25 protein-coding genes and 1 tRNA gene are annotated in these 24,426 nt (G+C 60.0%); 19 read left to right on the top strand and 7 right to left on the bottom strand.

Annotation, left to right across the window (positions count from 1 at the left end):
* Positions 1-114: 114 nt before the first annotated feature.
* The 19 genes from FIV39_RS21550 (at position 115) to nadA (ending at position 15,349) form a co-directional block, all read left to right on the top strand.
* Entirely contained in the window at positions 115-336 is a 222-nt protein-coding gene (locus FIV39_RS21550; protein WP_090400567.1) for an FmdB family zinc ribbon protein, read from the top strand.
* Between the two features lie 107 nt (positions 337-443).
* Positions 444-2,219: an aspartate--tRNA ligase gene (gene aspS / locus FIV39_RS21545; protein ID WP_027605538.1), complete on the top strand. Its 1,776-nt coding sequence runs from the start codon at positions 444-446 to the stop codon at positions 2,217-2,219.
* A gap of 149 nt (positions 2,220-2,368) precedes the next feature.
* The gene (locus tag FIV39_RS21540; protein WP_090400566.1) at positions 2,369-3,115 is read left to right on the top strand and encodes a YebC/PmpR family DNA-binding transcriptional regulator; all 747 of its coding nucleotides are present in this window, start codon (positions 2,369-2,371) and stop codon (positions 3,113-3,115) included.
* 157 nt (positions 3,116-3,272) lie between these two features.
* Positions 3,273-3,797, top strand: a complete 525-nt coding sequence (gene ruvC, locus FIV39_RS21535) for a crossover junction endodeoxyribonuclease RuvC (protein WP_024077147.1) — start codon at positions 3,273-3,275, stop codon at positions 3,795-3,797.
* A gap of 68 nt (positions 3,798-3,865) precedes the next feature.
* Entirely contained in the window at positions 3,866-4,477 is a 612-nt protein-coding gene (gene ruvA / locus FIV39_RS21530) for a Holliday junction branch migration protein RuvA (RefSeq protein WP_003175802.1), read from the top strand.
* Positions 4,478-5,536: a Holliday junction branch migration DNA helicase RuvB gene (gene ruvB / locus FIV39_RS21525; RefSeq protein ID WP_003193867.1), complete on the top strand. Its 1,059-nt coding sequence runs from the start codon at positions 4,478-4,480 to the stop codon at positions 5,534-5,536.
* Positions 5,537-5,676: 140 nt separating this feature from the next.
* Positions 5,677-6,132: a tol-pal system-associated acyl-CoA thioesterase gene (gene ybgC, locus FIV39_RS21520; RefSeq protein WP_032890914.1), complete on the top strand. Its 456-nt coding sequence runs from the start codon at positions 5,677-5,679 to the stop codon at positions 6,130-6,132.
* 1 nt (position 6,133) lies between these two features.
* Positions 6,134-6,829, top strand: coding sequence for a protein TolQ (tolQ, locus tag FIV39_RS21515; RefSeq protein ID WP_090400565.1), 696 nt, complete (start codon positions 6,134-6,136; stop codon positions 6,827-6,829).
* A gap of 23 nt (positions 6,830-6,852) precedes the next feature.
* Positions 6,853-7,305: a protein TolR gene (tolR, locus tag FIV39_RS21510; protein ID WP_161793227.1), complete on the top strand. Its 453-nt coding sequence runs from the start codon at positions 6,853-6,855 to the stop codon at positions 7,303-7,305.
* Positions 7,305-8,378 (top strand): cell envelope integrity protein TolA, encoded by a 1,074-nt coding sequence (tolA, locus tag FIV39_RS21505; RefSeq protein ID WP_090400564.1) that lies wholly within the window; start codon positions 7,305-7,307, stop codon positions 8,376-8,378. The genes tolR and tolA overlap by 1 nt, the downstream gene beginning before the upstream one ends.
* Positions 8,379-8,395: 17 nt before the next feature.
* Positions 8,396-9,676: a Tol-Pal system beta propeller repeat protein TolB gene (tolB, locus tag FIV39_RS21500; RefSeq protein WP_186731548.1), complete on the top strand. Its 1,281-nt coding sequence runs from the start codon at positions 8,396-8,398 to the stop codon at positions 9,674-9,676.
* A gap of 55 nt (positions 9,677-9,731) precedes the next feature.
* Complete coding sequence (gene pal / locus FIV39_RS21495) at positions 9,732-10,232, top strand: peptidoglycan-associated lipoprotein Pal (protein ID WP_003209827.1); 501 nt, start codon at positions 9,732-9,734, stop codon at positions 10,230-10,232.
* A 6-nt stretch (positions 10,233-10,238) separates the two neighbouring features.
* Complete coding sequence (ybgF, locus tag FIV39_RS21490) at positions 10,239-11,075, top strand: tol-pal system protein YbgF (RefSeq protein WP_090400562.1); 837 nt, start codon at positions 10,239-10,241, stop codon at positions 11,073-11,075.
* A 164-nt stretch (positions 11,076-11,239) separates the two neighbouring features.
* Positions 11,240-11,887, top strand: a complete 648-nt coding sequence (gene queE, locus FIV39_RS21485) for a 7-carboxy-7-deazaguanine synthase QueE (RefSeq protein WP_090400561.1) — start codon at positions 11,240-11,242, stop codon at positions 11,885-11,887.
* A 1-nt stretch (position 11,888) separates the two neighbouring features.
* Entirely contained in the window at positions 11,889-12,566 is a 678-nt protein-coding gene (gene queC, locus FIV39_RS21480; RefSeq protein WP_090400560.1) for a 7-cyano-7-deazaguanine synthase QueC, read from the top strand.
* A 63-nt stretch (positions 12,567-12,629) separates the two neighbouring features.
* Positions 12,630-12,705 (top strand) — tRNA-Lys (locus FIV39_RS21475).
* A gap of 188 nt (positions 12,706-12,893) precedes the next feature.
* Positions 12,894-13,472, top strand: a complete 579-nt coding sequence (locus tag FIV39_RS21470; RefSeq protein WP_090400559.1) for an NAD(P)H-dependent oxidoreductase — start codon at positions 12,894-12,896, stop codon at positions 13,470-13,472.
* Between the two features lie 159 nt (positions 13,473-13,631).
* Complete coding sequence (locus FIV39_RS21465) at positions 13,632-14,015, top strand: MerR family transcriptional regulator (RefSeq protein ID WP_090400558.1); 384 nt, start codon at positions 13,632-13,634, stop codon at positions 14,013-14,015.
* A 275-nt stretch (positions 14,016-14,290) separates the two neighbouring features.
* A complete protein-coding gene (nadA, locus tag FIV39_RS21460) occupies positions 14,291-15,349 on the top strand; it encodes a quinolinate synthase NadA (protein WP_090400557.1) in 1,059 nt (352 codons plus the stop codon).
* 138 nt (positions 15,350-15,487) lie between these two features.
* Here nadA and FIV39_RS21455 read toward each other — a convergent pair whose 3' ends face one another.
* The 7 genes from FIV39_RS21455 to FIV39_RS21425 form a co-directional block, all read right to left on the bottom strand.
* On the bottom strand, positions 15,488-15,976 hold the full coding sequence (locus tag FIV39_RS21455) for an RDD family protein (RefSeq protein WP_090400556.1): 489 nt from the start codon (positions 15,974-15,976) through the stop codon (positions 15,488-15,490).
* A 94-nt stretch (positions 15,977-16,070) separates the two neighbouring features.
* Entirely contained in the window at positions 16,071-16,283 is a 213-nt protein-coding gene (locus tag FIV39_RS21450) for a cold-shock protein (protein ID WP_014339904.1), read from the bottom strand.
* Between the two features lie 389 nt (positions 16,284-16,672).
* Positions 16,673-17,797: a glycine cleavage system aminomethyltransferase GcvT gene (gcvT, locus tag FIV39_RS21445; RefSeq protein ID WP_090400555.1), complete on the bottom strand. Its 1,125-nt coding sequence runs from the start codon at positions 17,795-17,797 to the stop codon at positions 16,673-16,675.
* A gap of 39 nt (positions 17,798-17,836) precedes the next feature.
* The gene (locus FIV39_RS21440) at positions 17,837-19,213 is read right to left on the bottom strand and encodes an L-serine ammonia-lyase (RefSeq protein ID WP_090400554.1); all 1,377 of its coding nucleotides are present in this window, start codon (positions 19,211-19,213) and stop codon (positions 17,837-17,839) included.
* Positions 19,214-19,364: 151 nt separating this feature from the next.
* Positions 19,365-22,205 carry an aminomethyl-transferring glycine dehydrogenase gene (gene gcvP, locus FIV39_RS21435; RefSeq protein WP_146371603.1) on the bottom strand — a complete coding sequence of 947 codons (2,841 nt, stop codon included), beginning with the start codon at positions 22,203-22,205 and terminating at the stop codon, positions 19,365-19,367.
* Positions 22,206-22,215: 10 nt separating this feature from the next.
* On the bottom strand, positions 22,216-22,599 hold the full coding sequence (gcvH, locus tag FIV39_RS21430; RefSeq protein ID WP_090400552.1) for a glycine cleavage system protein GcvH: 384 nt from the start codon (positions 22,597-22,599) through the stop codon (positions 22,216-22,218).
* A 310-nt stretch (positions 22,600-22,909) separates the two neighbouring features.
* The gene (locus FIV39_RS21425; protein WP_090400551.1) at positions 22,910-24,418 is read right to left on the bottom strand and encodes a sigma-54-dependent transcriptional regulator; all 1,509 of its coding nucleotides are present in this window, start codon (positions 24,416-24,418) and stop codon (positions 22,910-22,912) included.
* Positions 24,419-24,426: the final 8 nt, after the last annotated feature.

Raw genomic sequence — 24,426 nt, 5'->3', positions numbered from 1 at the left:
CTGCCTCGATTTACCAGATATAATCCCGCGCTTTGCTGCTGCCGGGGCTTTCTCCCTCTGCTCTCTATCAGGAGCGGGCGCGGCACAGTAACGATCGATCGCCGAGACATCGCCATGCCCATGTACGACTATCAATGTGCTTCCTGTGGACATCAGTTGGAAGCCATCCAGAAGATCAGCGCCGAGCCGCTGGTCGATTGCCCGGCCTGCCAGGCACCTGAACTCAAGAAGATGTTGTCGATGCCGGGCTTCCGCCTGAGCGGCAGCGGCTGGTACGAGACCGATTTCAAGACCGGTTCGAAAAAGAACCTGGCGGGCGGCGACAAAGCAGACTGAGTTGAACTCCATGCGCAGGCTCCTGCATTATCCGTCCCCTGCTTTAATGTACGGTGACGAGGCAGGCCTCCACCGAATTTCGAATTACGAGAAGTGAAACCACTACCATGATGCGCAGCCACTATTGCGGCCAACTGAACGAGACCCTGGATGGTCAGGAAATCACCCTTTGCGGATGGGTTCACCGTCGCCGCGACCACGGCGGGGTGATCTTCCTCGATATCCGTGATCGTGATGGTCTGGCCCAGGTGGTATTCGATCCGGACCGCGCCGAGAGCTTCGCCGCCGCTGACCGCGTGCGCAGCGAGTACGTCGTGAAGATCACCGGCAAGGTTCGCCTGCGTCCTGCCGGTGCCGTGAACGCGAACATGGCATCCGGTGCGATCGAAGTGCTGGGCTACGAGCTGGAAGTACTGAACGAATCGGAAACCCCGCCGTTCCCGCTGAATGAATACTCCGACGTCGGCGAAGAAACCCGCCTGCGCTACCGCTTCCTGGACCTGCGTCGTCCGGAAATGGCCGAGAAGCTGCGCCTGCGTTCGCGCATGACCACCAGCATCCGCCGCTTCCTCGACGAGAACGGCTTCCTTGACGTCGAGACGCCTATCCTGACCCGGGCCACCCCGGAAGGCGCGCGTGACTACCTGGTGCCTAGCCGTACCCACGCCGGCAGTTTCTTCGCCTTGCCGCAATCGCCGCAGCTGTTCAAGCAACTGCTGATGGTGGCCGGCTTTGACCGTTACTACCAGATCGCCAAGTGCTTCCGCGACGAAGACCTGCGCGCAGACCGTCAGCCGGAATTCACCCAGATCGACATCGAGACCAGCTTCCTCGATGAAAAAGAGATCATGGGCATCACCGAGCAGATGATCCGCAACCTGTTCAAGGAAGTGCTGGACCTGGAGTTCGGCGAATTCCCGCACATGACCTTCGAAGAAGCCATGCGCCGCTACGGTTCCGACAAGCCAGACCTGCGTAACCCGCTGGAACTGGTGGACGTGGCCGACCAACTCACCGAAGTTGATTTCAAGGTATTCAGCGGTCCGGCCAACGACCCGAAATGCCGCATCGCCGCCCTGCGCGTGCCTGGCGGCGCAAGCATGCCGCGCAAGCAGATCGACGACTACACCAAGTTCGTCGGCATCTACGGTGCCAAGGGCCTGGCGTACATCAAGGTCAACGAACGCGCCAAGGGTGTTGAAGGCCTGCAGTCGCCAATCGTGAAGAACATCCCGGAAGCCAACCTCAATGTGATCCTGGATCGCGTGGGCGCGGTCGACGGCGACATCGTGTTCTTCGGCGCCGACAAAGCCAAGATCGTCAGCGAAGCCTTGGGCGCGCTGCGGATCAAGCTGGGCCACGACCTGGACCTGCTGACCTGCAAATGGGCACCGATGTGGGTCGTCGACTTCCCGATGTTCGAAGAAAACGACGACGGCAGCTTCAGCGCCTTGCACCACCCGTTCACCGCGCCGAAGTGCTCGCCCGAAGAGTTGGAAGCCAACCCGGCAGGCGCTCTGTCCCGCGCGTATGACATGGTGTTGAACGGTACTGAGCTGGGTGGCGGTTCGATCCGTATCCACCGTAAAGAGATGCAGCAAGCGGTCTTCCGCCTGCTGGGCATCAACGAAGCGGAACAGGAAGAGAAATTCGGCTTCCTGCTCGACGCCCTGAAATACGGTGCGCCGCCCCACGGTGGCTTGGCTTTCGGTCTCGACCGCCTGGTAATGCTGATGACCGGTGCCCAGTCGATCCGTGAAGTGATCGCCTTCCCGAAAACCCAGAGTGCTGCCGACGTCATGACCCAGGCTCCAGGTGTGGTGGATGCCAAGGCGTTGCGCGAGCTGCACATCCGTCTGCGTGAGACGCCGAAGGCTGAGTAAGGCTGCTGCGTGAAAGCGCACTGAGGTTTACGCAGTCTTAAAGGCGCATCTTCGGATGCGCCTTTGCGTTACAAGGGCTGTGCTTTAAAGAAAGAAATCCGGCCTGGGGCGGGATTGATAAGGTTTCTAGAGAATTTCGGAGTTGTGTTATGGCTGGCCATTCCAAGTGGGCGAACATCAAGCACCGCAAAGAGCGTCAGGATGCCAAGAAAGGCAAGATCTTCACCAAGTGGATTCGCGAGCTGACGGTCGCTGCCCGCCAGGGCGGTGGTGACCCGGGCTCCAACCCGCGTCTGCGCCTGGCGCTGGACAAGGCCCTCGGCGCCAACATGAGTCGTGACATTATCGACCGTGCCGTGGCTCGTGGCGCGGGCGCTGCCGACACCGACGATATGGTCGAGTTGAGCTACGAAGGCTACGGCCCGGGTGGCGTGGCAGTGATGGTCGAATGCATGACCGATAACCGCAACCGCACCGCCGCTGCCGTGCGTCATGCGTTCAGCAAGTGTGGCGGCAACCTCGGCACGGATGGTTCGGTGGCTTATCTGTTCGAACGCAAGGGCCAGATTTCCTTTGCGCCGGGCACGGATGAAGACGCGTTGATGGAGGCTGCAATGGAGGCCGATGCCGACGACGTGGTCACCAATGATGATGGCTCCATCGACGTGTTTACCTCGTTCGCCAGTTTCTACGCGGTGCGTAATGCGCTCGAAGCTGCCGGTTTCAAAGGTACTGACGCGGAAATCGTGATGCTGCCGACCACCAGCGCCGAGCTGGACCTGGATGGTGCGCAGAAGGTGCTGAAGATGCTGGATATGCTCGAAGACCTGGATGATGTGCAAAACGTGTATTCCAATGCCGACATCCCGGAATCCGTAGCCGAACAGCTAGGCTGAAGAATGACGTAGATCCAAATGTGGGAGGGGGCTTGCTCCCGATAGCGGTGTATCAGTCAGCTTATGTCTAACTGGACGACCGCTATCGGGGGCAAGCCCCCTCCCACATTGGAACTACGGTGTATCAAAAAATGTGTTTACCCGACCTGCAGGCGTTATGACTTTAATCCTAGGTATCGACCCCGGTTCGCGCATCACCGGTTTTGGTGTGGTGCAACACACCCCGCGCGGCTGCGTCTACGTCGCTTCGGGCTGTATTCGCACCGGCGCCGGCGAGTTGGCCGAGCGCCTGCAGATCGTTTATCGCGGTGTGCGTGAAGTAATCCAGACCTACGGGCCGGTGACCATGGGCATTGAAAAAGTGTTCATGGCAAAAAACGCCGACTCGGCCCTTAAGCTCGGGCAAGCGCGTGGCGCTGCCATCGTGGCAGGAGCCGAAGAGGGCATGGAAATCGCCGAATACACCGCGACCCAGGTCAAGCAGGCCGTGGTCGGCACCGGCGCGGCAAATAAAGAACAGGTGCAGATGATGGTCATGCACATGCTCAAGCTCACCTCAAAACCGCAGATCGATGCCTCCGACGCCCTGGCTATTGCCATTTGCCATGCACACACACGCTCCAGCCTGCTGCCTCACGGCTTGGGTACGGCACGCAGTCGTGGCGGACGCCTGCGTCTCTGATAGCATCAGCGCAATCGTTATTTCCGGTCAGGCCTTGATCTGACCTCCAAGCTTTAAGGATCTGAACCGTGATTGGACGCTTGCGCGGCACCCTGGCTGAGAAACAGCCGCCGCACCTGATTCTGGATGTAAACGGGCTGGGGTATGAGCTGGAAGTGCCCATGACCACCCTGTACCGCCTACCGTCGGTCGGTGAACCGATAACGCTGCATACCCATCTGGTGGTGCGCGAAGATGCGCAACTACTCTATGGTTTCATTGGCAAGCGCGACCGCGACTTCTTCCGCGAACTGATTCGCCTCAATGGCGTGGGGCCTAAATTGGCCCTGGCGTTGATGTCGAGCCTGGAAGTGGATGAGCTGGTACGTGCCGTGTCGGCCCAGGACACCTCGGCGCTGACCAAGGTGCCGGGTGTGGGCAAGAAAACCGCCGAGCGCCTGCTGGTAGAGCTCAAGGACCGCTTTAAGGCCTGGGAAGTGGTGCCGAGCATGTTCGCCCTGGTGCCGAACCAGCCGGATATGCCGGCGGGCCAGGTCGCGAGTGCTGAAAGCGATGCGGTGAGTGCGCTGATTTCCCTGGGCTACAAGCCGCAGGAGGCCAGCAAGGCCGTATCGGCCATCAAGGACAAGAATCTGAGCAGCGAAGACATGATCCGCCGAGCCCTGAAGGGAATGATTTAAGTGATTGAAGCTGATCGTCTGATCGCGGCCACCGGGCCCCGTGACCGTGAAGAAGTCCAGGACCGGGCCATCCGCCCCCTGAGCCTGGCCGAATACATCGGCCAGCCCACCGTGCGTGAGCAGATGGAGTTGTTTATCCAGGCCGCGCGCGGGCGCAGTGAGTCCTTGGACCACACCTTGATCTTCGGCCCGCCGGGGCTGGGTAAAACCACCCTGGCCAACATCATTGCCCAGGAGATGGGCGTGTCGATCAAGTCCACCTCCGGCCCGGTGCTGGAGCGCCCAGGTGATTTGGCGGCATTGCTCACCAACCTCGAGCCCCATGACGTCCTGTTTATCGACGAGATCCACCGGCTCTCGCCAATCGTCGAGGAAGTGCTGTACCCGGCGATGGAAGACTTCCAGCTCGACATCATGATCGGCGAAGGCCCGGCCGCCCGCTCGATCAAGCTCGACTTGCCACCGTTCACGCTGGTGGGGGCGACGACCCGTGCAGGCATGCTCACCAACCCGCTGCGAGACCGTTTCGGCATCGTTCAACGTCTGGAGTTCTATAGCACTGCCGACCTGGCGACCATCGTCAGCCGTTCGGCCAGTATTCTCGGCCTGCCCCTGGACCCGGAAGGCGCGTTCGAAATTGCCCGTCGGGCCCGGGGCACGCCACGGATTGCCAACCGCCTGCTGCGTCGCGTGCGTGACTTTGCCGAAGTACGGGCCAAGGGGCACATCACCAAGGCTGTGGCGGACCTGGCCTTGAACCTGTTGGATGTGGACGAGCACGGCTTCGATCATCAGGATCGACGTCTACTCTTGACCATGATCGAGAAGTTCGACGGCGGCCCGGTGGGTGTCGACAGCCTGGCGGCGGCCATCAGTGAAGAGCGCCATACCATCGAAGATGTGCTGGAGCCGTACCTGATCCAGCAGGGCTATATCATGCGCACGCCAAGGGGCCGTGTGGTGACGCGCCATGCCTATCTGCACTTCGGGTTAAACATTCCGTCACGATTGGGTGAGATGCCCGTGGTAGACGAATTCCTTGATGCAGTGGACGATTAAAAGCTTCACGCAAGTCGATTTATTCGATGTTTGTGCTGTCCTAGTGGCTGGCGTCGTCATTCAGTCACTGGATATGTTTTTCGAGAATGAAAAAACAGTTGCCCTGCCGGATTGGCAACCTGAGGAGTAAGCACTAGAGTATGCGCGCGCAAAACGGGGATCAGTCGTTCGCACATCGCTGTCGCGTTTATTACGAGGACACCGATGCCGGCGGTATCGTTTATTACGTCAATTACCTCAAGTTCATGGAGCGGGCTCGAACCGAGCGGCTACGGGAGCTGGGCTTTGCCCAATCCCAGCTGGCAGGGGAGGACCTGTTATTCGTCGTGCATTCCAGCGAGGCGCGTTACCACGCACCGGCGCGACTGGACGACGAGCTGCTGGTCAGCGCTGAAGTAATCGAATTGAACCGTGCCAGCCTGCGTTTCAAGCAGCAGGTCAGGCGGGCAACGGATGCAACGCTGCTCTGTGAGGGGCAGTTCCTGGTGGCGTGTGTGCGCACCAATAGTTTGAAACCTCGGGCCATTCCCGAAACTCTACGTGCGGCCTTTGCCGCCGTGAGCGGCGCGGGTAAACAATCAAAGCAGGAGATTTAGCGTGGAACCTACCGTCGTCGACCATTCCTCCATGTGGAGCCTGGTCAGCAATGCCAGTGTCGTGGTTCAACTGGTGATGCTGACCCTGGTAGCCGCATCGGTTACCTCATGGATCATGATTTTTCAGCGCAGCAACCTGCTGCGTGCCGGTCGACGTGCCCTGGAGAGCTTTGAAGAGCGCTTCTGGTCGGGTATCGACCTGTCCAAGCTGTACCGCCAGGCCGGCAGCAACCCGGACCCGGACTCGGGCGTCGAGCAGATCTTCCGCGCCGGCTTCAAGGAATTCTCGCGCCTGCGCCAGCAGCCGGGTGTGGATCCGGAAGCGGTCATGGAAGGCGTGGCCCGTGCCATGCGCGTCGCCATTTCCCGTGAAGAAGAGAAACTGGAGCAGAGTCTGCCGTTCCTCGCTACCGTCGGTTCCGTCAGCCCGTACATCGGCCTGTTCGGTACCGTGTGGGGGATCATGAACTCGTTCCGCGGCCTGGCCCAGGCCCAGCAAGCGACCCTGGCCACCGTGGCCCCGGGTATTGCCGAAGCCCTGATCGCCACCGCGATCGGCCTGTTTGCCGCTATCCCCGCAGTAATTGCCTATAACCGCTTTGCTGCCACCAGCGAAACGTTGATCAGCCGTTACTACACCTTCGCCGATGAATTCCAGGCGATCCTGCACCGTAAAGTGCACACCAGCGAAGAATAAGCAGGTAATTCCCAATGGCTTTAATCGCTCGAGCTCGCAAAAAGCGCAAGCCGGTCGCCGAGATGAACGTAGTGCCCTACATCGACGTGATGCTGGTGCTGCTGGTGATCTTCATGGTGACCGCGCCGATGCTCAACCAGGGCGTGAAAGTTGATCTGCCCAAGGTTTCCAGTGAAGCCTTGCCGCAAGACAACAACACTCAGGTCCTGACCATTTCGATCAAGGCTGACAAGACCTATTACTGGAACCTTGGCAGCGAAGTCGACACTCAGAAACAACAGGACAAGGCCTTGACCCTGCCGGCGATGACCGATGCGGTGACCAAGATCATTCGCTCCGGCAACGAAGGCGGCAAGCACACCCAGGTGTTCATCCGCGGCGACAAGTCGGTCGACTACGGCTCCGTCATGGGCGCCATGGGCGGGCTGCAGAAGGCCGGCGTCGGCAACGTTGGCTTGATTACCGAGGCGCCCTGATGCAGCAACAGCGAGAGCCGTCCGCCTCGGAAAGCTTCTTCTGGCCTAGCGTCTGGGCAATTGCCCTGCACGTCCTGGTATTTGGCATGCTGTTCGTCAGCTTTGCCATGACCCCGGACCTGCCGCCAGCCAAACCGATCGTGCAGGCGACCCTGTATCAGCTGAAATCGAAAAGCCAGGCCACTACCCAGACCAATCAGAAGATTGCAGGTGAGGCCCAGAAGTCGGCTGCGCGCCAGACTGAAGTCGAACAGATGGAACAGAAGAAGGTCGAGCAGGAAGCGGTGAAGGCTGCTGCGGAACAAAAGAAAGAAGAGGCGGCTCAAAAGGCCGAGGAATCGAAAAAGGCTGACGAAGCCAAGAAGGCCGACGAGGCGAAAAAGGCTGATGAAGCCAAGAAAGCCGAGAAAGCTGCCGAAGCTAAAAAAGCTGAAGAGAAACAATTGGCTGATATAGCCAAGAAGAAATCTGAAGAAGAAGCCAAAAAGGCTGCCGAAGAAGAGGCCAAGAAACAGGCCGCTGAAGACGCCAAGAAAAAGATAGTCGAAGACGCGAAGAAGAAAGCCGCCGAAGACGCCAAGAAAAAAGCTGAAGCAGACGAGGCGAAGAAGAAAATCGCCGACGACGCGAAGAAGAAAGCTGCCGCCGATGCCACCAAGAAAAAGGCCCAGGAAGCAGCGCGCAAATCCGCCGAAGAGAAAAAGGCCCAGGCCTTGGCAGATTTGCTCTCCGACACGCCGCAGCGTCAGCAGGCCTTGGCCGATGAACGTGGTGATGAAGTCGCGGGCAGTTTCGACGACCTGATTCGGGCGCGGGCAGCAGAGGGCTGGACACGTCCACCTTCGGCACGCAAAGGCATGACAGTAGTGCTGCAGATCGGCATGTTGCCGGACGGTACGGTGACTTCGGTCAGCGTGGCCAAGTCCAGTGGTGACGGTTCGTTCGACAGTTCGGCGGTTGCCGCAGTCAAGAATATTGGCCGGTTGACCGAGATGCAGGGAATGAAACCAAGCGACTTCGCTCCCTATCGTTCATTCAAGATGACATTCACACCTGAGGATCTAGCCTTGTGAGAAACCTTCTTCGAGGAATGCTTGTCGTTATTTGCTGTATGGCAGGGATAGCGGCGGCGGATGAAAAGAACATCCTGGTCACCAGCGGCAGCGATCGGGCCACCCCGATCGCGGTAGTACCGTTTGGCTGGCAGGGCGGCAGCGTGCTGCCGGACGACATGGCCCAGATCGTCAGCGACGACCTGCGTAACTCCGGTTACTACGCACCGATTCCGAAAGGCAACATGATCAGCCAGCCGACCCAGGCCAGCGAAGTCATCTTCCGTGACTGGAAAGCGGTGGGCGCGCAGTACCTGATGGTCGGCAGCATCACGCCGGCCGGTGGTCGCCTGCAGATCCAGTACACCTTGTTCAACGTGGCCACTGAGCAGCAGGTCTTGACCGGCAGCGTATCGGGCACCGCCGAACAACTGCGGGACATGGCCCACTACATCTCGGACCAGTCGTTTGAAAAGCTCACCGGCATCAAGGGTGCGTTCTCGACGCGTCTGCTTTATGTAACGGCTGAGCGTTTCTCCGTAGACAACACTCGCTACACCCTGCAGCGTTCGGACTACGACGGCGCGCGCGCCGTTACCTTGCTGCAATCGCGTGAGCCAATCCTGTCGCCGCGCTTCGCGCCGGACGGCAAGCGTATTGCCTACGTGTCTTTCGAACAGAAGCGTCCGCGTATCTTCGTCCAGCACATCGATACTGGCCGTCGTGAGCAGATCACCAACTTCGAAGGCCTCAACGGTGCGCCGGCCTGGTCGCCGGATGGTTCGCGCCTGGCATTCGTACTGTCCAAGGACGGCAACCCGGACATCTACGTGATGAACATGGCTTCGCGCCAGATCAGCCGTGTGACCAGTGGCCCAGGTATCAACACCGAACCGTTCTGGGGCAAGGATGGTTCGACCATCTACTTCACCTCCGACCGCGGCGGCAAGCCACAAATCTACAAAACGAGTGTTGGCGGTGGGGGCGCGGAACGCGTGACCTTTATCGGTAACTACAACGCCAATCCGAAGCTTTCGGCTGATGAAAAGACGTTGGTGATGATTCACCGTCAGGATGGTTTCACTAATTTCCGGGTTGCGGTCCAGGATTTGCAGCGCGGAACCGTAAAAATCCTCACAGATACCAACCTTGATGAGTCAGCCACTGTTGCGCCCAACGGCACCATGGTAATCTACGCCACCCGCCAGCAGGGCCGGGGAGTCTTGATGCTCGTGTCCATTAATGGACGCGTAAGGCTCCCGCTTCCTACCGCACAAGGCGAAGTCAGAGAACCATCCTGGTCCCCTTACCTGAACTGACGCGGCGCTACAAAAAGATTTGCTTAACACACTGGGGTTCATTAGGAGTTTCACGATGGAAATGCTGAAGTTTGGTAAGTTTGCTGCTCTGGCTCTGGCTCTGTCCGTAGCCGTTGGTTGCTCGTCTAAAGGCGGCGACAATGCCGGTGAAGGCGCAGCTGTTGATCCAAACGCTGGTTACGGCGCTAACACTGGTGCAGTTGACGGCTCCCTGAGCGAAGAAGCTGCTCTGCGCGCAATCACCACTTTCTACTTCGAATACGACAGTTCGGACCTGAAACCAGAAGCCATGCGCGCTCTGGACGTTCACGCGAAGGACCTGAAAGCTAACGGCGCTCGCGTTGTTCTGGAAGGTAACACCGACGAACGTGGTACTCGTGAGTACAACATGGCACTGGGCGAGCGTCGTGCGAAAGCCGTTCAGCGCTACCTGGTACTGCAAGGTGTTGCTCCAGGCCAACTGGAACTGGTTTCCTACGGTAAAGAGCGTCCAGTTGCTACTGGCCACGACGAGCAGTCCTGGGCTCAAAACCGTCGCGTCGAACTGCGTAAGTAATTCGTCATGCGAACGTGCCGTCGTGCTCTAACTGTATTGGCTCTCAGCCTCGCCCCGCTTGCGGTGTGGGCTGCGGTTCCTGTGGAAGATAGCAACTCTGGCTATAACAATAGCGGGAGCAGCTATCCGCCAGCGGGTTATGGCACGAACGGCGCCTATGCTGGGGGAGCGGCTACGTCTGCTCCCTCGGCACAGGGCGAACTGTTCAACCAGCTGCAACGCATGCAGGATCAATTGGCGCAGCAACAAGGCACCATTGAAATTCTGCAGAATGAAGTGCGTCAGCTGAAGCAAGAAGGCCTGGAGCGTTACCAGGATCTTGATCGACGTATAGGAGCCGGTGTTGCACCTGCCGCTACTCCTGATAATTCTTCTGCCGGTGGCGCGCCCAGCGCTGCTATCGGTGGTGCTGCAGCAGGGGCCGCCGCTGCGAGCCAAGCCCCTGCCGCCAGCAGTGAACCGGGTGATCCGGCGAAGGAAAAGCTGTATTACGATGCAGCCTTCGACCTGATCAAGGCCAAGGATTTCGATAAGGCCAGCAAAGCCTTTACCGCGTTCCTGGGCCGCTACCCAAACAGCCAGTACGCGGGTAACGCCCAATACTGGTTGGGCGAGGTAAATCTGGCAAAGGGTGATCTGCAGGGGGCGGGCCAGGCATTTGCCAAGGTCAGTCAGCTGTATCCCAAGCACGCCAAGGTGCCGGACTCGCTGTACAAACTCGCTGACGTAGAACGCCGCCTGGGTCATACCGACAAGGTCAAAGGTATTCTGCAGCAGGTCGTAGCCCAATATCCGGGCACTTCCGCCGCACAGTTGGCTCAACGGGATCTGCAACGCTTGTAAGCGATGCAGCCCGTTTAGAAGAAACCCGCGCCTGGCGCGGGTTTTTTCGTTAGAATCCACGCCCTTTTATGACACACGCTTCCTGGGGTCTACGCGTTGGCGGGGTTCCTTGAAGTGCCTGACGGAGGCGGACAGCCTGTTTAGCTGTTACGCCCGTGGCGACTATGCAAGACACATTACGCATCACCGAAGTTTTTTACTCGTTACAGGGTGAAACGCGAACCGCTGGCCTGCCCACTGTTTTTGTGCGCCTGACCGGCTGCCCCTTGCGTTGCCAATACTGTGACAGTGCCTACGCCTTCAGTGGCGGAACCGTGCGCACCCTCGAAGACATCCTGGAGCAGGTTGCCAGCTACCGGCCGCGCTACGTCTGTGTGACGGGTGGCGAGCCCCTGGCCCAGCCTAACGCCATACCCTTGCTCAAACAGCTGTGTGACGCCGGTTACGAAGTATCCCTGGAAACCAGCGGCGCCCTGGATATTTCTGCGGTAGACCCGCGTGTGAGTCGAGTGGTTGACCTCAAGACGCCGGGCTCCAAGGAAGTGCACCGCAACCGCTACGAGAACATCGAGCTGCTGACGCCCAACGATCAGGTCAAGTTCGTGATTTGTTCCCGTGAGGACTACGACTGGGCCAACTCCAAGCTGATCCAGTACGGCCTTGACCGCCGTGCCGGTGAGGTATTGTTCTCTCCCAGCCACCATGACCTGAACGCGCGCGATCTGGCCGACTGGGTGGTTGCCGATAACCTGCCCGTACGCCTGCAATTGCAGCTGCATAAATACCTGTGGAACGACGAGCCAGGGCGCTGAGATGACTGATCAACAGCGCGCCGTCATCCTGCTGTCTGGCGGCCTCGATTCCGCAACGTTAGTGGCCATGGTACGCGCTGAAGGTTACAGCTGTTACACCATGAGCTTCGACTACGGTCAGCGCCACCGTGCCGAACTGGAGGCCGCCGTCCGGGTTGCCCGAGACCTGGGGGTGGTTGAACACAAGGTAATTGGCCTGAACCTCGACGGCATGGGTGGTTCGGCCTTGACCGATAGCACCATCGACGTACCAGAGGCGCCTACGCAAGGCATCCCGGTCACCTACGTACCGGCACGCAACACCGTGTTCCTGTCACTGGCCCTGGGCTGGGCGGAAGTTCTGAATGCCCGTGACATCTTCATCGGGGTTAATGCCCTGGATTACAACGGCTACCCGGACTGCCGCCCGGCGTTCGTCGAATCGTTCGAGCGCATGGCCAACCTGGCGACCAAGGCGGGTGTAGAGGGGCAGGGGGTTCGTATTCAGGCACCGCTGCAGAACTTGAGCAAAGCCGATATCGTGAAGGCTGGCGTAGGACTTGGTGTCGATTACTCGCTGACTGTTTCCTGCTATCAGGCCGACGATGACGGCCGTGCCTGTGGGAAATGCGATAGCTGCCGACTGCGTGCGGAGGGCTTCCAAATGGCCGGAATTACGGACCCAACGCGTTATTTCTGATTTATTTCAAATAAGGTGTTGAATAATCCTTAGAAATCAGTATTATACGCGCCACCACACAGCGGGTCGTTAGCTCAGTTGGTAGAGCAGTTGGCTTTTAACCAATTGGTCGTAGGTTCGAATCCCACACGACCCACCATTTTTGGCGGTTTAGAAAATCCGGAAGGCCCACGCAAGTGAGGATTTCCGGGTTTTTTTTTGCCTGTGATTTGGCGCTTACTACCGGTACGCAATGCACCGGCTACACCTGCTTTTGGCAAACCTCCCTATTGACTCTCCTGTTACGGGCACACCCTATTCTGAGCGCCCTACATTCAGGATGCAGTGATGATGAGTAAGCGAGTACTGGTGATTCTGGGGCACCCTTCAACCGACAGTTTCTGCGGGGCATTGACCGACACCTATATGAAGGAGGCCACCAGTGCCGGGCACGACGTGCGTCTGTTACGCCTGGATGCACTGAGTTTTGATCCAGTGCTGCACGCTGGCTACAAACAGGTTCAGTCGTTGGAGCCCGATCTGCTCAAGGCCCAGGCCGATATCACGTGGGCCGAACACCTGGCGTTTGTCTATCCGATCTGGTGGGGCGGGATTCCAGCGTTGATGAAAGGCTTTTTCGATCGGATATTCCTGCCTGGTTTTGCCTTCAAGTACCGCGAAGGCAAAGCCTTTCCCGACAAGCTTTTGAAAGGGCGCACGGCTCACCTGCTGGTCACGATGGATACCCCGCCGTGGTACTACAAGTGGGTCTACCGCATGCCGGGCTTGCACCAGGTGCGCAAGACCACCCTGGAGTTCTGCGGCATCAAACCATTGAAGACCCTCACGTTCGGGCCAGTCCTCGGCTCCGACGCCTCCCAGCGTGACGCTTGGCTCAAGCAAGCCCAGGCTCTCGCTGGCCGCTGAAACATTCGTTGCACAGCATCGCCTTGCAACAGGCGATGCCGGCGTCCTACTTGCCATATATTGCCTTTTGACACCTTCGCGTTTCCGACTCCGCAGACATATGTGAAGATGCGCGCGCCAAAGTGCTCTCCCCACTCTTGTGCCAAAAAAGGACTTTTCATGTATATCGGCAAAGCAGCCCAGCTGTCGGGCACCACCGTCAAGACTATCCGCCACTATGAAGACATTGGTTTGCTGCCGCCGCCCGTGCGCGAAGGGACGTATCGGGTCTATAGCCAGCAAAGCGTTGAGCTGCTGACGTTCATCAAATGCGCTCAGCAACTAGGCTTCAAGCTCAAGGAAATGCAAGTGATCCTTCAGGATCACCGGGGGAAGGAGCTGCCGTGGGATTTGGTCAGCCAGGCCATTGCGGATAAAAAGCTGGAGCTGAAAAACCAGATCCAAGGACTGCAAAACGTCTATGACGGCCTTGAACAGTTCGAAAGCAGCCTCAAGGACGCCCAGTACCAGTGCCGGTTTGAACATCTTTCCAAAATGGCCTGAACGAACGCGCTGCATGACCTCTGCCCGCTGACGGCTATTTGCGTGAGATGATTTCTAAAGGTGGGGGAGACTCCAAGTGCCATTGCGGGTTTTTAACCGACAGGCGAGCGCGTCAAAGCCAGATTAGGCTTTTGAAACCATTGGATATTCTGTAGCCTTGCGCAGCTTCACCCGTGCTTGATGAACACAATCACTTCGTCCGGCGGCGCCCGAAGGGCTCCAGAGCCGGTGGTACACTCGACTTTCGCGCAACTGCGCCTGCAGGTCTTGCGAACATGACGCACATTTCCGAACGCCTACTGGTTCAAGCCCACCTCGACGCCAAGCAGCCCAAGGCCCTCAGCGCCGAGGAAGAGGCAAGCCTGCGTGCCGCCATCGCCGCCGAGCTCAAGGCTCAGGACGCGGTGCTGGTTGCCCACTTCTACTGCGATCCGGTGATCCAGGCCCTGGCCGAAGAAACCGGCGGCTGTGTCTCCGACTCCCTGGAAATGGCCCGCTTCGGCGCAGCCCATCCGGCCAAGACCGTATTGGTCGCCGGTGTACGTTTCATGGGCGAGACCGCCAAAATCCTCACCCCCGAAAAACGTATCCTCATGCCGACCCTGGAAGCCACGTGCTCCCTGGACCTGGGGTGCCCGGTGGATGAGTTTTCGGCGTTCTGCGACCAGCATCCCGAGCGCACCGTGGTGGTGTATGCCAACACCTCGGCGGCAGTCAAAGCCCGCGCCGATTGGGTGGTGACTTCCAGCTGTGCGCTGGAAATCGTCGAAAGCCTGATGGATAACGGCGAGACCATCATCTGGGGTCCGGACAAACACCTGGGGACCTACATCCAGCGCCAGACCGGTGCCGACATGCTGCTGTGGGACGGTGCGTGCATCGTCCACGAGGAGTTCAAGTCCAAGCAGTTGGAAGACATGAAGGCGCTGTACCCGGACGCAGCGATCCTGGTGCACCCGGAATCGCCGACCTCGGTGATCGAATTGGCCGACGCGGTGGGTTCCACCAGCCAGTTGATTGCGGCGGCACAGCGTCTGCCGAACAAGACCTTCATCGTGGCGACCGACCGCGGCATCTTCTACAAGATGCAGCAGCTGTGCCCGGACAAGGTCTTCGTCGAAGCGCCCACCGCCGGCAACGGCGCCGCGTGCCGCAGTTGCGCACACTGCCCGTGGATGGCGATGAATACGCTGGAGCGCACGCTGCAGTGCCTGCGTGAGGGCAGTAACGAGATATTCGTCGAGCCGTCGGTGATTCCCCACGCCGTGCGGCCGCTCAAGCGCATGCTGGATTTCACTCAGGCTGCGCGCCTGAAGCTGGTGGGTAACGCCTGAACCGAGGCGAGCTCGGTTAAAAATGTGGGAGGGGGCTTGCCCCCGATGACGGTGTGTCAGTCAATAGAAATATTGAATGTAGAGCCGCTATCGGGGGCAAGCCCCCTCCCACATTTTGATCTCCAATTAAGAAGGGTATTATTTCTTTTGCTTCGGGATGCGCACCAACTGCGTATCCGAGTAGATGTCATGCCAACTGCGTTTCTGCTTGTCGAACAACGACCAGACAAACCCCAGCCCCACGCACAACCATGACGCAATCGACACGACAAAGCGCAACAGCGCCTGCCACAGGCTGATGCGCGTGCCGTCGGCGTTTTGCACGCGTACGCCCCAGACCTGCATGCCCAGGGTTTGCCCGGAATGGGTCCAGAACTTGGCAAAGAAACCAAACAGCACAAAGAACAGAATCGTCGACAGCAGCGGGTCACCGTCCAGCGCGCCGGATTCGGTGAGGGTGCGCATCTTGGCTTCGCCCACGAACGCGATCCACACCAGCTTGTAGATAAACGCGGTGACGATCAGCAGCGCGGTGCACAACAGGAAGTCATAGAACATCGCTGCCAGGCGACGGCCCAGGCCAACGGCGGGGAACTCGCCTTGGGGACTCAGCAAGGGTTTGGGCATGGCTGGGCTCTCTGAGGAAAAAAACCATTTTACGGAATAGCGCCCATAAAAAAGCCCCTGATGTCATGTCAGGGGCTTTTTGTTGCAGAAAGGATCAGCCTTCTGCTTGTACTTCGTCAGCCTGCATGCCTTTCTGGCCTTGAACTGCAACGAAGGTGACCTTCTGGCCTTCCTTCAGGCTTTTGAAGCCGTTGCCTTGAATAGCGCGGAAATGCACGAACAGATCCGGACCGCTTTCTGGAGTGATAAAACCAAACCCTTTCTCGTCGTTAAACCACTTGACGGTACCGCTCTGACGATCAGCCATTTTCTTATTTCCTTGACGCTAAAAATTAATGACAGCCCCTTTCACAGGAAAGAGTACTGGGCTGGGTTGCAGGAAAGTAAGAGACGTCGAACGGGTTGTAGCAAACTTTGGCTACTGCCCAGGTCCAGGTTCCAAGCGACCCATGCAAACACAGTGGGCAAACTCTACGCCAACTAATATAGAAAAAACAAGCCCCGCCAAAAGCCCAGCGTTTACTCGGCCACATGGCACTTCGCTGAATAATGGGAGGCTTGCTTATTCGATAGAACAGGTCACTTGTTATAGGTTAAATCCTATAACGATGACTATCGTCGCTGCACTGTTTTATGGCGGTTGCGTTACAGATTAGTGCACGTTAACGCAACCGCGTTACTTATAGGAACAGTCAATCAGCCACGATAGTAACGTTGCGGCACGAATGGCATTTTACTTACACGAAGTGGCACCTTTTTCCCACGCACCAACGCAGACACTTCGGTGTCCAGCGCGATGAATGCGCTGTCCAGGTAACCCATGGCCAGCGGGCCGCCCAGGCTCGGGCCAAAGCCACCGCTGCACACACTGCCGATCACGGTGCCGTGTTCGTCGACGATCTCTGCACCTTCACGCACCGGGGTGCGTTCCTGGGGCAGCAGACCTACGCGCTTGCGGCTCACACCGGTTTGCTGCTGGGTGAAGATGCGGTCGGCACCCGGGAAGCCACCGGCACGTGCACCGTCGGCGCGACGGGCCTTGGAGATCGCCCACAACAGGCTGGCTTCGATTGGGGTGGTCTCGGTGTTCATGTCGTGACCGTACAGGCACAGGCCGGCTTCCAGGCGCAGCGAGTCACGGGCGCCCAGGCCGATGGCCTGCACTTCGTCCTCGGCCAGCAGGCTGCGTGCCAGGCTTTCGGCGTTGGCCGCGGGCACGGAGATTTCAAAGCCGTCTTCACCGGTGTAGCCGGAGCGGCTGACGTAGCACTCCACGCCCAGCAGGCGCAGGGAGGCGAATTGCATGAAGGTCATCTGGGTGACTTCCGGTGCCAGGCGCGCCAGCACCTTGACCGCCGCCGGGCCTTGCAGGGCGAGCAGGGCGCGCTCTTCGAACAGCGGCTCGATGCTGCATTGATCGCCGATATGCGCACGCAGGTGCGCCAGGTCCTGGTCCTTGCAGGCGGCGTTGACCACCAGGAACAGTTCGTCGTTACCCAGGTTCGCCACCATCAGGTCGTCGAGGATGCCGCCCTGCTCATTGGTGAACATCGCGTAGCGCTGCATGCCGACCGGCAGGTCGATGATGTCGACCGGTACCAGGGTTTCCAGGGCCTTGGCGGCGTTGGCGCCGGTGAGGCGGATCTGGCCCATGTGGGACACGTCGAACAACCCGGCCTGTTCACGGGTGTGCAGGTGCTCCTTCATCACGCCCAGTGGGTATTGCACCGGCATGTCGTAGCCGGCAAAGGGCACCATGCGTGCACCCAACTCGAGGTGCAGGGCGTGCAATGGGGTTTTCAACAGGGTTTCGGTGGACATATTCAGCTCCTGAAAAACGTGCTGGCGCGCCTTTAGGCGTCAGCACTCGATAATGTTGACCGCCAAACCGCCACGGGCGGTTTCCTTGTATTTGCTTTTCATGTCGGCGCCGGTCTGGCGCATGGTGCGGATGACCTTGTCGAGCGAGACGAAGTGTTGCCCGTCGCCACGCAAGGCCATGCGCACCGCATTGATGGCCTTCACCGAGCCCATGGCATTGCGCTCGATGCACGGCACCTGCACCAGCCCGCCAATCGGGTCGCAGGTCAGGCCGAGGTTGTGTTCCATGCCGATCTCGGCGGCGTTTTCCACCTGGGAAACCGTACCGCCCAATACTTCGCACAACGCGCCAGCGGCCATGGAACAGGCCACGCCGACTTCACCCTGGCAACCGACTTCGGCCCCGGAGATCGAGGCGTTTTCCTTGTACAGAATCCCGATGGCGGCGGCGGTGAGCAGAAAGCGCACCACGCCGTCTTCGTTCGCGCCGGGGATAAAGCGCATGTAGTAATGCAGCACCGCCGGCACAATCCCGGCCGCGCCGTTGGTGGGCGCCGTGACCACGCGCCCGCCGTTGGCGTTTTCTTCGTTGACGGCCAGGGCGTACAGGTTGACCCAATCCAGTACCGACAGCGGGTCGCGCAGGGCCGACTCCGGGTTCTTGCACAACTGGCGATGCAAGGCGGCGGCGCGACGCTTGACCTTCAAGCCGCCGGGCAAGATGCCTTCGTTGCGACAGCCGGCTGCCACGCAGTCCTGCATCACCTGCCAGATCTTCAGCAGGCCGGCGCGGGTCTCTGCTTCAGGGCGCCAGGCACTTTCATTGGTGAGCATCACCTGGCTGATGGACAGCCCATAGGTGGTGCAATGGCCGAGCAAGTCCTTGGCATGCTTGAACGGGAACGTCAGGGGCGTGGCGTCTTCGACGATCCGGTCGGCGCCGGCGGCGTCTTCATCCACCACGAAACCGCCGCCGACCGAGTAGTACTCGCGGCTGCGGATCTGGATGCCCGCCGCATCAAAGGCACGAAAGATCATGCCATTGGGGTGGTAGGCCAGCGGTTTGCGAATCATCGCCAGATGTTCTTTCTCGTTGAACGCAATGCTGTGTTCGCCGAGCAGGTTCAAGCGACCGTCGCCGCGCATCTGCGCCAGGCGCGCGGCCACGGTTTCGGTGTTCACGGTGTCCGGGTGTTCGCCTTCCAGGCCCAGCAGCACGGCCTTGTCGCTGCCGTGCCCTTTGCCGGTGGCGCCGAGGGAGCCATAGAGTTCCACCTTGATGCCGGTGGTGGTGCTCAGCAGGTTGTCACGCTTGAGGCCCTCGGCGAACCGAGCGGCCGCGCGCATGGGGCCGACGGTGTGGGAGCTGGAGGGGCCGATGCCAATCTTGAACAGGTCGAACACGCTTAACGACATGAGTTGTTCTCCGGTTTCTTATTATTCATGGGGTCAAAATGTGGGAGGGGGCTTGCCCCCGATAGCGGTGTGTCTGTCACCAGATTGATCAACTGACACTCCGTCATCGGGAGCAAGCCCCCTCCCACATTTGATTGAGTTCAGCCTCGGGTTATGCGTAGCTCTCGATTGAAGGGCATGCGCATACGAGGTTGCGATCACCAAACACGTTGTCGACCCGGCCAACCGGCGGCCAGTACTTGCCTTCGATCAGAGACGCTACCGGGTATACCGCTTGTTCGCGGCTGTAAGGGTGGCTCCATTCGCCCACCAGTTCCGCCGCAGTATGCGGGGCGTTTTTCAGTGGGTTGTCGTCCTTGTCCAGGGTGCCGTTCTCCACTGCGCGGATTTCTTCGCGGATGGCGATCATGGCGTCGCAGAAGCGGTCCAGTTCTTCCTTGGATTCGCTTTCGGTCGGCTCGATCATCAGCGTGCCGGCCACCGGGAACGACATGGTCGGTGCGTGGAAGCCGAAGTCGATCAGGCGCTTGGCCACGTCATCCACGCTGATGCCGCTGCTGTCCTTCAGCGGGCGCAGGTCCAGGATGCATTCGTGCGCCACCAGGCCGTTGCTGCCGGTGTAGAGCACGGGGTAGTGCTCTTCCAGGCGACGGGAAATGTAGTTGGCATTCAGGATCGCCAACTGCGACGCGCGCTTGAGGCCGGCGCCGCCCATCATGCTGATGTACATCCAGGTGATCGGCAAAATGCTCGCGCTGCCGAACGGCGCCGCACACACCGCGCCTTCCTTGCGCGCCATGGCCGCGTGGCCGGGCAGGAACGGCGTGAGGTGGGACTTGACGCCAATCGGGCCAACGCCCGGGCCGCCACCGCCGTGGGGGATGCAGAAGGTCTTGTGCAGGTTCAGGTGGGACACGTCGCCGCCGAACTTGCCCGGGGCACAGAGGCCGACCATGGCGTTCATGTTGGCGCCGTCGATGTACACCTGGCCGCCGTTGTCGTGAACGATGCCGCAGATTTCGCGGATGCCTTCTTCGAACACGCCGTGGGTGGACGGGTAGGTGATCATCAGTGCCGCGAGGTGTTCGCGGTGCTCGATGGCCTTGGCGCGCAGGTCTTCGATGTCGACGTTGCCACGGGCATCGCAGGCGGTGACGACCACGCGCATACCGGCCATGTTGGCGGTCGCCGGGTTGGTACCGTGGGCCGACGACGGGATCAGGCAGATGTCGCGACGCTCTTCGCCACGGCTCTGGTGATAGGCACGGATCGCCAACAGGCCGGCGTATTCACCCTGGGAACCGGCGTTCGGTTGCAGCGAGATAGCGTCGTAACCGGTGGCCGCGCAGAGCATGGCTTCCAGCTCGGAGGTCAGTTGCAGGTAACCGCTACTTTGCTCGGCCGGGGCGAACGGGTGCAGGGCACCGAATTCGGCCCAGGTCACTGGGATCATTTCGCTGGCGGCGTTGAGCTTCATGGTGCATGAGCCCAGCGGGATCATGGTGCGGTCCAGGGCCAGGTCTTTGTCCGCCAGCTTGCGCAGGTAGCGCATCAGCTCGGTTTCGGAGTGATAACGGTTGAACACCGGGTGGCTGAGGATCGGCGACTGGCGCAGCAATGCGGCAGGCATGTTGCTGTCCACGGCGGTGTTGAAGTCCGGCAGGGCTTTGCCCGCAGCGAAGAGCGCCCACAGGGTTTCGATATCGGCTTGGGTGGTGGTTTCGTCGACCGACAGGCCAACCCGCTCAGCATCCACCACGCGCAGGTTGATGCGCTGGGTGCGGGCCTTGTCGTGCAGTGCGCCAGTGTCGGCGCCGGAGTGCAGGGTCAGGGTGTCGAAGAAGTGTTCCTGCTCGACCTTGAGGCCCAGTGCGGTCAAGCCCTTGGCGAGGATCGCGGTCAGGTGATGAATGCGGTTGGCGATCTGGGTCAGGCCCTTGGGCCCGTGGTACACGGCGTACATGCTGGCGATGTTGGCGAGCAGCACTTGGGCGGTGCAGATGTTGCTGGTGGCTTTCTCGCGGCGAATATGTTGCTCGCGGGTCTGCATGGCCAGGCGCAGGGCCGGCTTGCCGAAGCGGTCTACCGACACACCGACGAGACGCCCCGGCATGTCGCGCTTGAACGCATCCTTGGTGGAGAAGTACGCCGCGTGCGGGCCACCGAAGCCCAGCGGGACGCCGAAGCGTTGCGCGCTGCCGATGGCCACGTCGGCGCCGAACTCACCCGGTGGGGTCAGCAGGGTCAGGGCCAGCAGGTCGGCGGCCACGGCCACCAAGGCGTTGGCGGCGTGGAAGCGCTCGGTCAGCGCGCGGTAGTCGAACACGTCACCGTTGCTGGCCGGGTATTGCAGCAGGGCGCCGAAAAACGCGCTGACGTCGGTCAGTTCGCGTTCATCGCCCACGACCACGTCAATGCCCAGCGGCTCGGCACGCGTGCGCAGTACATCGAGGGTTTGCGGGTGGCTGTGGATAGAGGCGAAGAAGGCGTTGCTGCCCTTGTTCTTGCTCAGGCGCTTGCAGAAGGTCATGGCTTCGGCGGCGGCGGTGGCTTCATCCAGCAGCGAAGCGTTGGCGATCGGCAGGCCGGTGAGGTCGCTGATCAGGGTCTGGAAGTTCAGCAGCGCTTCCAGGCGGCCTTGGGAAATCTCTGGCTGGTAGGGGGTGTAGGCGGTGTACCAGGCCGGGTTTTCCAGCAGGTTGCGCAGGATCGGCGACGGCGTATGGCAGTTGTAGTAGCCCTGGCCGATGTAGGTCTTGAACAGTTGGTTCTGGCTGGCAATGGCCTTGATCTTGGCCAGGGCCTCGGCTTCGCTCAGGCCGTCTTCCAGGCCGAGCACGCTGGTGCCCTTGATGCTTTCCGGGATCACGCTGGCGCTCAGGGCTTCCAGGGAATCGAAGCCCAGGCTGGCGAGCATTTGCTGCTCATCTTGCGGGCGCGGGCCGATGTGGCGGGCGATGAATTCGTTGGCGGTGCTCAAGTTGATCGTCATGGCGCGCTCCTCAGGCTTCAGCGTTGGCTTTGATCAGGCGGTCGTACGCGTCCTGATCCAACAGTTTAGCTACCGCCCCGGCATCGGCCGGTTTAAAGCGGAAGAACCAGCCTGCGCCCATCGGGTCTTCGTTGACCAGTTCCGGGCTGCCATCGAGCTTGTCGTTCACTTCCAGCACTTCACCGTCCAGCGGCATGTACACGCCGCTGGCGGCCTTGACCGATTCTACGGTGGACGCTTCAGCGCCCTTGGCGTAGGCCTGCAACTCCGGCAGTTGCACGAAAACCACATCACCCAGCGCGTCCTGTGCGAAAGCGGTGATACCCACGGTGACGCTGCCGTCAGCTTCGGCGCGCAGCCATTCGTGATCTTCAGTGAAACGCAACTCGCTCATGGAAACTCCTCAGGGCCAGATTCGTCTGGCGGACGGGATTGGAATAATGGGGAGTTACTTAGCAATATCGCGGCCAATCTTATTAATTCGTTATAAATCAACAAGTTAATAAATTTGGTTATAGGCTTATACGTTTCCACTGTAGCGATTTCGCTACAGTCAGGCCTGGGAAAAAAAGCCTATGTGGATCAAAGCCTTGGATGGCGCGCAAAAAACAGGGTTGTAGCGAAATCGTTACGCTGTAGCGCTTTCAGTACAGCGGATGTCGTTCTCAGACCCTTTTTGAAACGCAACCCGGTAGGCGTCCAGCTCAGGACTTATTGGGTATGCCGTACTTGCGCAATCGATGGGCGATGGCCGTGTGGGAGGTTTGCAGGCGACTGGCCAATTGCCGGGTCGAGGGATAGCTGGCGTAGAGTTTCTCCAGCAGGCCGCGTTCGAAATCCTCGACCGCCTGTTCGAGGCTGTCGATTTCACCGTCGCTTTGGCGGGCCACCGAGGTGCCGGCAATGTCCAGGTCGCCGATGTCCACCAGGCTGCTTTCGCAAATGGCGGCGGCGCGGAAGATCACGTTCTGCAGCTGGCGCACATTGCCCGGCCAACGGTTGCCCAACAGCGCCGGATAGGTGCCGGGCGCCAGGCGACACACCGGGCGCTGGATCTGCGCGCAGGCCTGCTGCATGAAGTAACGGGCCAGCAACAGGATGTCCTGGCCGCGTTCGCGCAGCGGCGGCACTTCGACGTTGAGCACGTTGAGACGGTAGAACAGGTCTTCGCGAAAGGTGCCTTCGCTGACCATTTTTTCCAGGTTGCGGTGGGTGGCGCTGAGGATGCGCACATTGACCTTCACTTCGCGGTCGCCGCCCACCCGACGGAAGCTGCCGTCGTTGAGAAAACGCAGCAGCTTGGCCTGCAAATACGGTGACATTTCGCCGATTTCATCGAGGAACACCGTGCCCTGGTTGGCCAGCTCCATCAGCCCCGGCTTACCGCCGCGCTGGGCGCCGGTAAAGGCGCCGGGGGCGTAACCGAACAATTCGCTTTCGGCGAGGTTCTCCGGCAATGCGGCGCAGTTCAACGCCAGGAACGGTGCACTGTAGCGCGCGCTGATGGCGTGGCAGGCTCGCGCCACCAATTCCTTGCCGGTGCCGGTTTCGCCCTGGATCAACAGCGGTGCATCCAGCGCGGCCACCCGTTGCGCGCGGGCCTTGAGGGTGCGGATCGCCGGTGATTCGCCCAATAGCGCGTCAAAGCCTTCGGCATGGTCGTGGTGCAGCGCCGACAGTTGTTCACCGATGCGGTTCGGCTGGTACAGCGTGAGCAGGGCGCCGGCATCGGTGATTGGCGTGGCGTCCAGCAAGAGGGTCTGGCCGTTGACGCTGATCTCGCGCAGGGGCAGGCGAAAGCCCTGTTCCAGCAAGGTGTCCAGCAACGCCGGGTCGTTGAACAGCTCGGTGATGCTTTCCCCCGCCGGTTCGCGCCCGTACAGCGCGATCAGTGCCGGGTTGGCCAGCAGGATCGTGCCCGCGCTGTCCAGCGCCAGCACCGGGTCGGTCATGGCCGCCAGCAGGGCGTCGAGTTGCAGGTGACGGCGTTGGCCAGGGAGGATGTCTACCACCGTCACCGCCTGTACACCGTGCACGCTGAACAGCGCGTCGCGCAGCTCTTCGAGCACCTCGGCGCTCAGCGTCGGGGCGTCGATGTAGACGTTGGGCGGCACCATTTCCACCGCATCCAGGTTGAGATTGCGCCCACCAAGCAAGGCCAGGACTTCCTGGGTAATGCCGACGCGGTCGATGAAGCTGACGTGGATACGCATGGGGCGGT

Origin of the sequence: Pseudomonas grimontii, from assembly GCF_007858185.1 — a bacterium.
GTDB lineage: Bacteria > Pseudomonadota > Gammaproteobacteria > Pseudomonadales > Pseudomonadaceae > Aquipseudomonas > Aquipseudomonas grimontii.
The sequence above is the reverse complement of the archived record's forward strand: the minus strand, read 5'-3'. Positions and strand labels throughout refer to the sequence as shown.

Excerpts from the sequence above, each read along its gene's own strand:
- pal (WP_003209827.1), top strand. The coding sequence starts at position 9,732 with ATGGAAATGCTGAAGTTTGGTAAGTTTGCTGCTCTGGCTCTGGCTCTG.
- gcvP (WP_146371603.1), bottom strand. The coding sequence starts at position 22,205 with ATGACGATCAACTTGAGCACCGCCAACGAATTCATCGCCCGCCACATC.
- FIV39_RS21455 (WP_090400556.1), bottom strand. The coding sequence starts at position 15,976 with ATGCCCAAACCCTTGCTGAGTCCCCAAGGCGAGTTCCCCGCCGTTGGC.
- FIV39_RS21470 (WP_090400559.1), top strand. The coding sequence starts at position 12,894 with ATGATGAGTAAGCGAGTACTGGTGATTCTGGGGCACCCTTCAACCGAC.
- queE (WP_090400561.1), top strand. The coding sequence starts at position 11,240 with ATGCAAGACACATTACGCATCACCGAAGTTTTTTACTCGTTACAGGGT.
- aspS (WP_027605538.1), top strand. The coding sequence starts at position 444 with ATGATGCGCAGCCACTATTGCGGCCAACTGAACGAGACCCTGGATGGT.
- tolB (WP_186731548.1), top strand. The coding sequence starts at position 8,396 with ATGCTTGTCGTTATTTGCTGTATGGCAGGGATAGCGGCGGCGGATGAA.
- gcvH (WP_090400552.1), bottom strand. The coding sequence starts at position 22,599 with ATGAGCGAGTTGCGTTTCACTGAAGATCACGAATGGCTGCGCGCCGAA.
- FIV39_RS21540 (WP_090400566.1), top strand. The coding sequence starts at position 2,369 with ATGGCTGGCCATTCCAAGTGGGCGAACATCAAGCACCGCAAAGAGCGT.
- FIV39_RS21550 (WP_090400567.1), top strand. The coding sequence starts at position 115 with ATGCCCATGTACGACTATCAATGTGCTTCCTGTGGACATCAGTTGGAA.
- FIV39_RS21465 (WP_090400558.1), top strand. The coding sequence starts at position 13,632 with ATGTATATCGGCAAAGCAGCCCAGCTGTCGGGCACCACCGTCAAGACT.
- FIV39_RS21450 (WP_014339904.1), bottom strand. The coding sequence starts at position 16,283 with ATGGCTGATCGTCAGAGCGGTACCGTCAAGTGGTTTAACGACGAGAAA.
- FIV39_RS21425 (WP_090400551.1), bottom strand. The coding sequence starts at position 24,418 with ATGCGTATCCACGTCAGCTTCATCGACCGCGTCGGCATTACCCAGGAA.
- tolA (WP_090400564.1), top strand. The coding sequence starts at position 7,305 with ATGCAGCAACAGCGAGAGCCGTCCGCCTCGGAAAGCTTCTTCTGGCCT.
- gcvT (WP_090400555.1), bottom strand. The coding sequence starts at position 17,797 with ATGTCCACCGAAACCCTGTTGAAAACCCCATTGCACGCCCTGCACCTC.
- queC (WP_090400560.1), top strand. The coding sequence starts at position 11,889 with ATGACTGATCAACAGCGCGCCGTCATCCTGCTGTCTGGCGGCCTCGAT.
- FIV39_RS21440 (WP_090400554.1), bottom strand. The coding sequence starts at position 19,213 with ATGTCGTTAAGCGTGTTCGACCTGTTCAAGATTGGCATCGGCCCCTCC.
- ybgF (WP_090400562.1), top strand. The coding sequence starts at position 10,239 with ATGCGAACGTGCCGTCGTGCTCTAACTGTATTGGCTCTCAGCCTCGCC.
- ybgC (WP_032890914.1), top strand. The coding sequence starts at position 5,677 with ATGCGCGCGCAAAACGGGGATCAGTCGTTCGCACATCGCTGTCGCGTT.
- ruvC (WP_024077147.1), top strand. The coding sequence starts at position 3,273 with ATGACTTTAATCCTAGGTATCGACCCCGGTTCGCGCATCACCGGTTTT.
- nadA (WP_090400557.1), top strand. The coding sequence starts at position 14,291 with ATGACGCACATTTCCGAACGCCTACTGGTTCAAGCCCACCTCGACGCC.